This window comes from Actinomadura sp. 6N118, from assembly GCF_044326415.1.
In the GTDB taxonomy this organism is placed as follows: domain Bacteria; phylum Actinomycetota; class Actinomycetes; order Streptosporangiales; family Streptosporangiaceae; genus Spirillospora.
Genome location: NZ_JBIRAZ010000003.1, coordinates 633,063 through 642,587, shown reverse-complemented (window position 1 = coordinate 642,587; position 9,525 = coordinate 633,063). Strand labels below are relative to the sequence as shown.

9 protein-coding genes are annotated in these 9,525 nt (G+C 68.3%); 5 read left to right on the top strand and 4 right to left on the bottom strand.

The features are described 5' to 3' along the window. Window positions 1-220: DNA glycosylase AlkZ-like family protein (locus ACH34W_RS10710; RefSeq protein WP_395960615.1), on the bottom strand; the 220-nt coding region annotated here is incomplete at its 3' end. Between the two features lie 842 nt (window positions 221-1,062). Beyond that, window positions 1,063-2,532 (bottom strand): GMC family oxidoreductase, encoded by a 1,470-nt coding sequence (locus ACH34W_RS10705; RefSeq protein ID WP_395960614.1) that lies wholly within the window; start codon window positions 2,530-2,532, stop codon window positions 1,063-1,065. A 224-nt stretch (window positions 2,533-2,756) separates the two neighbouring features. Between ACH34W_RS10705 and ACH34W_RS10700 the strand changes: the two genes are divergently transcribed. Together ACH34W_RS10700 and ACH34W_RS10695 are read left to right on the top strand one after the other, a co-directional pair. Beyond that, window positions 2,757-3,725, top strand: a complete 969-nt coding sequence (locus ACH34W_RS10700; protein WP_395960613.1) for a hypothetical protein — start codon at window positions 2,757-2,759, stop codon at window positions 3,723-3,725. A 4-nt stretch (window positions 3,726-3,729) separates the two neighbouring features. Further along, window positions 3,730-4,065: a hypothetical protein gene (locus ACH34W_RS10695; RefSeq protein ID WP_395960612.1), complete on the top strand. Its 336-nt coding sequence runs from the start codon at window positions 3,730-3,732 to the stop codon at window positions 4,063-4,065. A gap of 502 nt (window positions 4,066-4,567) precedes the next feature. Here ACH34W_RS10695 and ACH34W_RS10690 read toward each other — a convergent pair. Continuing rightward, window positions 4,568-5,251 (bottom strand): LysR family transcriptional regulator substrate-binding protein, encoded by a 684-nt coding sequence (locus ACH34W_RS10690; RefSeq protein ID WP_395960611.1) that lies wholly within the window; start codon window positions 5,249-5,251, stop codon window positions 4,568-4,570. Window positions 5,252-5,306: 55 nt separating this feature from the next. Between ACH34W_RS10690 and ACH34W_RS10685 the strand changes: the two genes are divergently transcribed. The 3 genes from ACH34W_RS10685 to ACH34W_RS10675 all read left to right on the top strand — a co-directional run bounded on the left by ACH34W_RS10685 (window position 5,307) and on the right by ACH34W_RS10675 (window position 6,856). Beyond that, on the top strand, window positions 5,307-5,690 hold the full coding sequence (locus ACH34W_RS10685) for a DUF5997 family protein (RefSeq protein WP_395960610.1): 384 nt from the start codon (window positions 5,307-5,309) through the stop codon (window positions 5,688-5,690). A 300-nt stretch (window positions 5,691-5,990) separates the two neighbouring features. Further along, the gene (locus ACH34W_RS10680) at window positions 5,991-6,149 is read left to right on the top strand and encodes a hypothetical protein (protein ID WP_395960609.1); all 159 of its coding nucleotides are present in this window, start codon (window positions 5,991-5,993) and stop codon (window positions 6,147-6,149) included. Window positions 6,150-6,481: 332 nt separating this feature from the next. Next, complete coding sequence (locus ACH34W_RS10675) at window positions 6,482-6,856, top strand: hypothetical protein (RefSeq protein WP_395960608.1); 375 nt, start codon at window positions 6,482-6,484, stop codon at window positions 6,854-6,856. 80 nt (window positions 6,857-6,936) lie between these two features. Here the strand turns inward: ACH34W_RS10675 and ACH34W_RS10670 are convergent, their stop codons facing one another. Continuing rightward, on the bottom strand, window positions 6,937-9,423 hold the full coding sequence (locus tag ACH34W_RS10670) for an ATP-binding protein (protein ID WP_395960607.1): 2,487 nt from the start codon (window positions 9,421-9,423) through the stop codon (window positions 6,937-6,939). Window positions 9,424-9,525: the final 102 nt, after the last annotated feature.

The window sequence follows — 9,525 nt, the reverse complement described above, 5'->3', positions numbered from 1 at the left end:
GTACGTGCGTGCGCAGGACGGCGCCGTCGTTGAGGAGAGTCGCCAGATCGGCCTGGTCGGGGTTCTGTGTGCGCGAGGCCACTGCCCAAGCCGCCTGACTGGGGTTTTCTGCCTGGACGGCCAGCAGTGAACCGACAGCCTCGCCCGCCGACCCGGCGTAGGGCCAAACCAGGTGCTGGCTGCGCAACCGCCAGCGAGCAACGTCCAGGTCCCGCACCATGCCACCACCCTCCCGAACCCGAGCCGCAACAGCCTAGCCAAGCGTGCTGACATCCGCGTCGGCTGCGGCGTTCTTGAATTCCAGGTGCTCGTGACAAAGCCATTCCTACTGGCCGCCGACAATGCCATGCCGCAGCCGTACGCTCATGCCGTTGCTGTCGGTGCGACGACTCGGCGTGTCACAGGCTCTGGGGCATGCATCCAACCCGCCACATGCCACGAGCGCACTCTCATGCCGCAGATCGCGTGCGCATTCGTGTCGATGAGCGGGCCAATCGGGGGCCACGCCTCGCTCGCGCCGTCGCCCTCTACCGGTCAGCGCACTCCACTGGTTCACCGCCGCGACAGGTTCATCTGCTGCGGCAACCATCTCGACGTACAGGGGTGTCGCCGCGGCTCGGAGCCTGCCGTCTTTCGCATAGCCCAAGACAACGCACCGCAATTGGTGGCCCACCGGAGGCCACGGCTCGCCTGGCTCGTCCGTGATGTATGAACTGTCCACGAATCCGCGTTCGCCATCCTCAGATTCGATCAGAAGCCCGTACCGGACGTGGCCGACCACCGAGCAGCAAACGACGTCGTACCTACGCCGGGCCTGTGACGCCATCTGGCCTCCCCACAACATCCTCACATGCCGCAGGTCGAGCGTCGCCAGCCTTACTGGTGGGGTTGGCGCTCTGCCGATGAGCGGGCGTTTGGGACGCTGCATGCTGGGACACCGTGGCCGAAGCTGGTGATCACGGAGTCTTCGTCAGCGCCTGCTGAAGGAAGCGATCAGGATCTGGACGGTGAAATGACCTGGTTGCTGGGGCCGTTGCCGGCAGATGCGGGGCTGGTAGGGGGTCAGGCTGCGGTGGTGTGGAGCGAGGCGAGCCGTTCGGCGACCATCATGGTGGGCAGGTTGGTGTTGGCCTTGGGGATGGTAGGCATGATCGACGCGTCCGCGACGAGCAGCGAGTGCACTCCCCGTACTCGGCCTGCCGGATCGACGACCGCGTCTGGGTCGTTGGGTGGGCCCATGCGGCAGGTGCCGACGGGGTGTTGGTAGACGTTCACTTGTTCTCTTATGGCCTCCGCCAGGTCCGTGTGCTGACCCGGCCACCGCTCACCGTCCAGATGGTCGGCCAGCGGTGCGGTCATGGCCAGCCGCCGGGCCTCGTGAGCGCCAGCCGCTAGCCGGGACAGGTCCGCCGGGTCGGCGACCAGCCCCATGTCGATGTCTGGTGGGTCCTGCGGGTCGGCGGAGCGGAGCCTTACGGTCCCGCGGGAGCGGGGTTTAAGGAGTGCGACCAGCAGGATCAGTTCGGAGTCCGGGGTGACCCCGGCCGGGAAGATCTGCAGGCCGGACTCGGTGGTGAGCAGGGTCTGCAGTTGCTGGGCATACGGTTCGTCGGCGGCGGGCCGGGCGGCGAAGCGCAGCCGTAGCAGCGGATGATCGTGCAGGTTGGCGCCGACGTGCAGTTCGCGTCGGACGGTGATGCCGAGGTCGGTGAGGTGCTCGCCGGGGCCGATGCCCGAACGCAGAAGGATGACCGGGGTGCCGTAGGCTCCTGCGGTGAGGACCACTCGGCGTGCCTCGATCTCCTCACCTGAGCGAGCCAGGCGTATGCCGACGGCGCGCAGTTCCCCGCCCCCGGCGTCCTGGACCAGGATCCGGTCCACCTGCTCGTCTGCGCGGATCGTGAGGTTGGAGCGTTGACGCACCGTGGCCAAGAAGGTCAGGGCGGTCGACTGCCGGACTCCCGCCACCTCGTTCAGCGGCATGAGCCCGGCGCCGACCGCGGTCGGCGCGTTGTGGTCGGAGACCCGTGGATGGCCGGCAGCGACGCACGCGTCCAGGAACGCCCGCTGGGCCGGGGACGGCTTCGGCGGGCGGCGGATGGGCACTGGGCCGCAGTCGCCGTGCCAGGACTCGTCGCCGAAGTCCAGGTCCCGTTCGACCCGGACGAAGGCGGACAGCACGTCCTCGAACGACCATCCGGTGTTCCCGGCCGCCGCCCAGTCGTCATAGTCGTCGGGCCGTCCGCGCAAAGCCATCGCGTTGTTGGTCGCCGAGCTGCCCCCGACCAACCGCCCCGCGAAGACCGGCGACCTGCGGCCGAACGGGCCCAACGCGGCCTCCAGGCCCCAGTCATACGGGGTTGGGCCCAGATCGTGGGCATCGAGCACCTCGTGTGGCTGATCCGCGACCTCCGATCCGAAGTCGGGGCCCGCCTCCACCAGCAATACCGAGTGGTCGGACACCTCTGAGACGCGCGCGGCGAAGACCCCGCCCGCAGACCCGCCCCCGACGACAACCGTGTCATAGCGCATCAGCTTTCCCTCACTTCTACTGCGCCATTCAAGTGCTCGGCCGCCCTTACCCAGGACCCACGCCAGTACACCCGAAACCGCACCCCGCGCCGCCCAGCGATGGCCCACCACAACCGACAACGAGTGCTGATGCCTCTTGCGTGTCCGTCCTGTCGCGCCAGTGAGCGTGGTGTTCTACGTGGGTAGACTTGCCTGAAATGCGTTCTCCAGCGGGGGAGCCCATCATGGATCGCCCGAGCGCCATCGACCGCAGGACGCTCGCCCGTCATATCGGCGCCGACGTCGACCGGGCCGCCCCGCTGCTGGCACGGATATTGCTGGTCCGTGCGATCCGGGACATCCTTGACGGCCGCGACCGGGGGTCTCTCTGGGTCGCGAGCGATGTGATCCGCGATTGTGGAGGCGCTGGGGAGCTCGCGGTGGCGGGAGCGACCACACGGGACCTTGCCTTCGCGCTGGCTCCAGCTCACGACGTCGACCGCGAGTTGACCGACGCGATCGCCGCGGTCAAGCGGCTGAACTGGAGCTTGGAAGCGGAGAAGAACGCGTACGCCCGCTACAGCTTGGTCACCGATCCCGACAACAGTTACATCGACAAGGAGCGGTCCGACGAAACGTGGACGCAGTGGCAGGAGCACAAACACGGCGTCGACAATGCAGTCGGTGGTCTGCCCGCGGATCTAGGTGATGGCAGGGTCGGGTCGTTGTTGCTGGACCGGGCGATTGACCGGGTCTTCAAGCGGGGCCTGCGCTACTCGATCCGTTACGTGTTCGCCGGGGAGCCAGAACGTTTGTGGCGACGCCGAGTTGTTGAGGTTCTGGTGGATGCGGCGTGTGTCGGGCGGCGTGGCCGTGTGGCAGCCACCGGGAGCCTGGCCGATGATGTCCGCGACGGGCGGCGGGCGCTCGTCGAGGCGACGTCGAACACTTGGGCGCCGCATGCCGCGAACCGTCTGGAAGAGATCGCCGTGCCGGTGTTCACCGGACAGGAACCGCTGACCGCCGACAACGTCACCGCGATCCGGCTGGCGGCGCTGTGTCTGGCCCACGAAGCCCGTGCCGCCCGGATCACCGCGGCTGTCGAGGCGTTCCTCGGCATCGTCGTCGGGATCACCCGGATGGAACGCGACAGCGCCATATCCGACCCACCGAGTACAACCCTGATGGACAGGGGTCCCGCCCCTCAGGAGTGAGATCGTGCACCGTTCCGTTCCTGTCCTGACCATCCTCGTGCTCGGTGAAGCGCTGCTGCTCGGCGGCTGCCAGAGCCCCTACTCCTACACCTGCTACGGCCGCCGATGCCATGTGACGGTCTCCAGCCCTGGTCAGACCGTGCAGGTGAACGACGTCGGCCTCAAGGTCTCGGAGATCTCGAGCAAGGGGATGACGGTGACCGCCGATGGTTCCGCGCCGACGGTGATCGGCGTCGGGCAGCGCACCCGCGTCGGCCGTGTCACGGTCAAGGTGACCTCAGCCGACAACGACAAGGTCAAGTTCGACATCGATGGAACGCGGCAGCAGGTGGTGAGGTAGGCCGTCCCGGATGAGATCAATGCGATCGACGGGTTCCGGGCCGCGTTTGAGTTCCGGCTGGTCGAGCTGGAGAGGTCAGCTCACCGTGGCGATGTGCGGTTGAGCTCGACGACCGGCGAGGGCGCGACCCGGCCGAGTGCTTCGTAGAGCACCACGATCCTGTCCCGGTCGGTCGCCTCGACCGAGAGCGCGAAGGCGTGGGTGGCGGCGAGCCGTGGTACCTCACGCTCGGTATGTCACATGCTGGCGATGAGTCGGCCTCGGCGCCTGCCGGCGATCGGGGTTGAGTGAAGTGAAGGAGCCGTCGGTGGCCAGGGTTTCGAGGGTGGCGGTGGTCGGCGGGGTGTCGCGGGGTCGCCAACTGGCGCACCAGGTCCTCAGTACCGGTGTAGGCGCCGTGCTGGTGGCGTTCGGCGGCGATCACGTTAGCGGTGTCGGGGTTGAGATGCCGTACCGCCGACAGGCCCAGCCAGATCACGGGCGGCGGTAGGCATGGCCCTCGTCACGTCCGGCGGCGCGTTTGGCGGCGATGTTTGGGGGTGGAGCGCTTTTGCGGCGGCTTCTTGCGGGTGGGCTGCTGTTGGGGGTTGCGGCCACGGGAGCTGTTGGGGGTGCGGCCGCGGACGATGCCGATCAGGTCCTCCATGAGGTCGGTCGTCACAGCCTCGAGCCAGGCCAGGCCGATCTGGGACTGAGGGGCGTCGGTCACGGTGCGGTAGGTGAGGTCTTTGCGGTGGTGGAGACGGGCCAAAGACTGCGGGAGGAGCAGGACGCCGGCCCCCGACGCCACCAACTCGATCGCCTCAGCGGTGCTCTCAGGTCGGGTGAAGGCAGGCTGCCCGGGCCGGTGGTCCCAGGCCAGGACGTCGTCGAGCGGCTCGAACACGTCCTCGTCGGCGAGATCGGCGACCTCCACCTCCTCCACCGCGGCCACCGCGTGATCCTTCGGCACCACCACCACGGTCGTCTCCAGGTACAGCGGGATCACATGAAGGGCCTCGCGGTCGACGGGCAGGCGTACGAACGCCGCGTCCACACCACCGTCCCGCAGCAAGGGGACAATCTCGGCGGCGGGCGTCTGCACCAGCCGAAGCGGCACCTCCCGCACCCGCTCGGCCCACAACTCAGCCCACTTCCCGGGCGTCACCCCCGGCACGTAGGCCAGCCGGAACTCACCATTGGTCACTTCTTCAGCCTAGTCACGTCCAGGTAGCTTCCTCCCGCTAGCTACCCTTGAGGTCATGAGCACGTCCAAGGCAAAGACGCCGCAGACCATGAAGTCCGCGACCGCGGCCAAGAAGCTGGGGATCCTGCTGTCAGCAGCGCCCGCCGAGTTTCAGGAAGGCCCTGTCTCCCGAGACGAATTGAACGCGCTCCAAGCCGACCCGCCCTCTTGGCTCGCGGACCTGCGCCGCGAGGGCCCCCATCCCCGCCAGGTCGTCGCCGCCAAGCTCCGCGTCTCCGCCTCAGGTCTGGCTCGCGCCGGCATCACGGGCCCCCTGACCACAGCCGAGATCGAGAACCTGAAGGCCGAAAACCCCGACTGGCTCGAACGCGAGCAAGCCATCCAAGCCGAAGTCCGCAAAGAGGAACTCCGCCTCAAGCAGCAGCGTGCCAAGGCCTGACTCACGCTATGCCCCCGGCCACAGGTCGGCAGAAGCGCGTTGAGACGCGTGCCGCTCGGGCATGTCGAACCTGGCGATCCGAGTCGTGGCCTCGGTCGACGTCAAGCGGCTACGGTTCGGCTATGTTCTCTCGGTTTCTCCAGGCCTTCCCACGACGGCTGTGCCAGGACCGGGCGACATCGGCACGCCCGCTGATGGAGTACGCGCCGCCGTCGGCGGTCTAGGCGGTACGACTTTCGGCGTCGGCGTCCGCACTTGTAAGCAGTGCGCGGTCGCGCGCCTGGCATGGAAGGTGGCGGCATGCGGCAGATGCTCTACTACCCAGGCACCTACCCGCCAGAGACCGCGCTGTTCCAGGCAGTCCTCTACTGGGACTCGATCGCGAGCATCGCTCCGGTGGAGTGGCGCGAGCACGCCGCGCGAGAAGGCGGCCAACCTCTCCTGTTCCTGCACGACTAAGGGATGTACGAGCCATACTCGGCCCAGCGTGCGGCCAACGACCTGCACCTACACGATCTGGACGAGCGTTTCTTCACCGAACTCGAACATCTGCTGGAGCAGGACCACTCAGACCGATATATCCCGTCACAGCAGTGGCAGGACGACCCCGACTTCTTTCTTCGCCCTCTTCAGCAAGCCCGGCTCGAACGTCGTCGAGAGCCCCGCCTTCTCAGGGAGTTCGTCGCCGCACCGCACCGAGCCCGGAGCCGCTGCCGTTGTCGCTGAACATCCGCTCATGCCGCGTGTGGTCGGTCTGGTCTTGCGCCTGATGCGGGCGCAGCGTCGCAGGTGTGACTTCGTTCGATGAGATTCTGGGAGCGACGCCCGGTGCCGGTATTGCAGGTAATGGCGTCCTGCGGGTGGCGACGATCGCCTACCTGGCCCGGTACAAAGGTGACTCGCGCATGCATACCGAGTCGGATCTGCGGATCTACGTGGCCTGGTGCGCCGAACGGCGGCTGCCGCCGCTGACGGTGCGGCGCGCGCATGTGGAGATGTACGTGCGATGGCTGCAAGAGATCCGCCGGTTCCGGCCCTCGACCGTGTCTCGGCGGCTGTCGGTAGTGGCCGGCTTCTACCGACAGCCGACTCGGCACAGCAGTTCGGCGGACGGGTCGTCGTTCTCCATGCACAGGCTGGCGGCGCGTTTCGGATCGAGGGGTTAGCCAGGTTGGGCAGTCTGCGGATGCTGAGACAACGAGGGCAGAGGGCGGACATTGGCGCGCGTTGTCGCGGGCGGGCTGTGTCAGGTGCTGCGGAGTTGGGTCTCTGTGCGGGTGGTCCAGGGGTGGGCGGCTAGGGCGGTGAAGGTCTTGTGGGCGGCTTGTAGGTGGGGAGTGGCCTCGGGCACGCGGTCATGGCGGGCTAGCCATTCGGCGTAGAGGAGTTGGGTCCGGGCTTGCTGGAACGGTTGGTCGGCGGCGGCGTGGTGTTTTAGGGCTGTTTCGTAGTGTGCGGCTGCTTCGGGGCCGGGGGTTGTTAGGGCTCGGCAGCGGGCAGCTATGGCGGATGCCCAGGGGCGGGCTATCACGTCCGTCCAGGTGAGCAGGTCGGGGAGTGTTTTGGTGGCTCCGGCTCTGGCGGAGGCTTCCATCAGGTCGACGGCCGCGTACATCGCGATGACCGGGTGGGAGGGGGTGCCTGATTGGAGGTTTTGCAGGTGTTCTACGGCGGAGTCGTAGTGGCCGAGGGTTAGGTCTAGGACGCCTAGGGCCCAGGTGGCCAGGGCGGGGGTCGTGGCCACGCCGTGGTGGTCGCCGTAGGCGATGGCGCGGGCTGCCAGGGCGGTGCAGCGTTCCTCGTCGCCTTGGACGGCGGACAGCCAGGCGATCAGGGCGCCCAGGTGCGCGGTGCGGTGGGGCTGGTCGAGATCCCGGCTGATTCGGTGGCCTTCGGTGGCGGCGATCAGGGCTTGGGGGTGGCGGTCGCGGAGGAGGTCTGCTTGCGCCTGGATGGCCAGGGCTCCGGGGAGGAGGCCGATCATGCCTCGTTCGCGCGCCTGGGTGACGACGGAGGTGGCGAGATCGTGGGCGCGTGCGTCGTCGGCCGCGACCAGGGCGAGGGACGCGGCCAGGAGGCGTTCCTGAGGGCGGTCGGTGGGGAGCGCCTGGAGCTTGTCGTTGAGGCCTGTCGCGGCCGTGTAGTCGCCGCCGAGGATGTCGGCCAGGGACGAGAGCGCGCCGAACATCGGGTTGCGGGGGAGGGGCAGCCGGTTCAGGTCGGCGGCGGCGTCGCGGGCCAGGACGGGGTCGGAGGCGAACGAGGCGTTGCGGATCGCGGCGGCGAGCATGAGGGCGGCGGTGCCCGGGTCGGACGTCTCGATCAGCTTCGCGCCCTCGGTGAGGATGCGGCCGGCTGTGGCGGGGGAGCCTTGTTCGAACTCGACGGCTGAACGTATGCGTGCCAGGCCGGCCAGGGCCTGCACGTCCGTGGTGAGAGCGGAGGCCTGGTCGGCCAGGACGCCGGCGTTGCGGAGCTGGCCCGCTTCGATGGCCGCCTCGGCAGCCGACGACAAGCGGCGGACGCGTGCGGCATGGCTGGGGCTCAGCTCGGCGGCGCGGATGTAGGCGGAGACGGCGGCGGCGTAGCCCACGCGGCTTCGGGCTTTTTCCGCTACGCGTTCCATGGCCAGGGCTATGTCCTCGCGGGGGCCTGTCGCGGAGGCGGCCAGGTGCCAGGTGCGGCGTTCGGTCGTGTCGCCTGCCAGGGCCTCGGCTAGGGCGTGATGGGTCTCCAGGCGACGGCCGTGGGCCGCGCTCTGGTAGACGGCCGACCTGATCAGGGGGTGGCAGAACTCCGCCTTGTGGTTGTCGAGGGTGAGGAGGCCGGCTGCTTCGGCGTGCTTCAGATCCTGGAGTTCGGCTTGGACTCCTAGCTGGTGGACGGCTCGTACGGCTAGTTCGATGTCGCCGGTGTCGTCGGCGGCCAGGACCAGGAGGAGTGCCTGCGTGGCCTCGGGCAGCGCCCTGGCGTGGTGATGGAAGGTCTCGATCAGCCGATCGGTCAGGGGAAGGGTCTCGGCCGGGTGGCGTGGCAGGTCTTCGGCGCGGGTGGCCTTGGCGAGCTCTGCCAGGGCGAGGGGGTTCCCCAGGGCGTCCTTGAGGATGCGGTCGCGGACCTCTGAGGTGAGGGAAGGCGCGTGTTCCCTGAGCAGTTCGGCTGCATCTGCGGGCTTCAGGCGGGACAGGGCCAGCTCGGGGATGCCCGCGTTGGCGACGGATCGCGGGACCTCGCGCGTCGAGATGAGGATCGCGACCGGGTGGTCATGTGACTTCCTCGCGGCGAAGAGGAGCGCGTCCACGGAGGGCAGGTCCAGCCACTCGAGGTTGTCGATCAGGCACAGGACCGGTGTCTCGGCCGCGAGCATGGTCAGCAGGCTGGACGTGGCCAGCCCGATCAGGAAACGGTCGCGGGTCGTCGCCTCCTCCATGCCGAACGCGCCGCGGAGCGCCGCCGCCGGGAGTGGTGGAAGGGCCTGCAGCCGGTCGAGCACGGGCAGCAGGAGCTGATGGAGGGCGGCGAACGGGAGTTCGACCTCGGTCTCGACGCCGATGACTTGGAGCACGCGCATGCGGGTGGCGGCCCGTTCGGCGTACGAGAGAAGCGCGGTCTTGCCGATGCCGGGCTCTCCTCGCAGGACCAGGGCGCCACCCGTGCCGCCCGAAGCGCCGGCGAGGAGCCGGTCGACGGCCCGGAGCTCGCGCGACCTGCCCGTCAGGGGGGTTCCGACCATGGGGCCAGTCTGGTTCATGAGGGGGCGGTACAGGTGTTACCTGCTGGTAAAGTCCGGACGGCGGCTTAGTTGCTCCATGCAACTCGACTGCTCCCGAGGTTT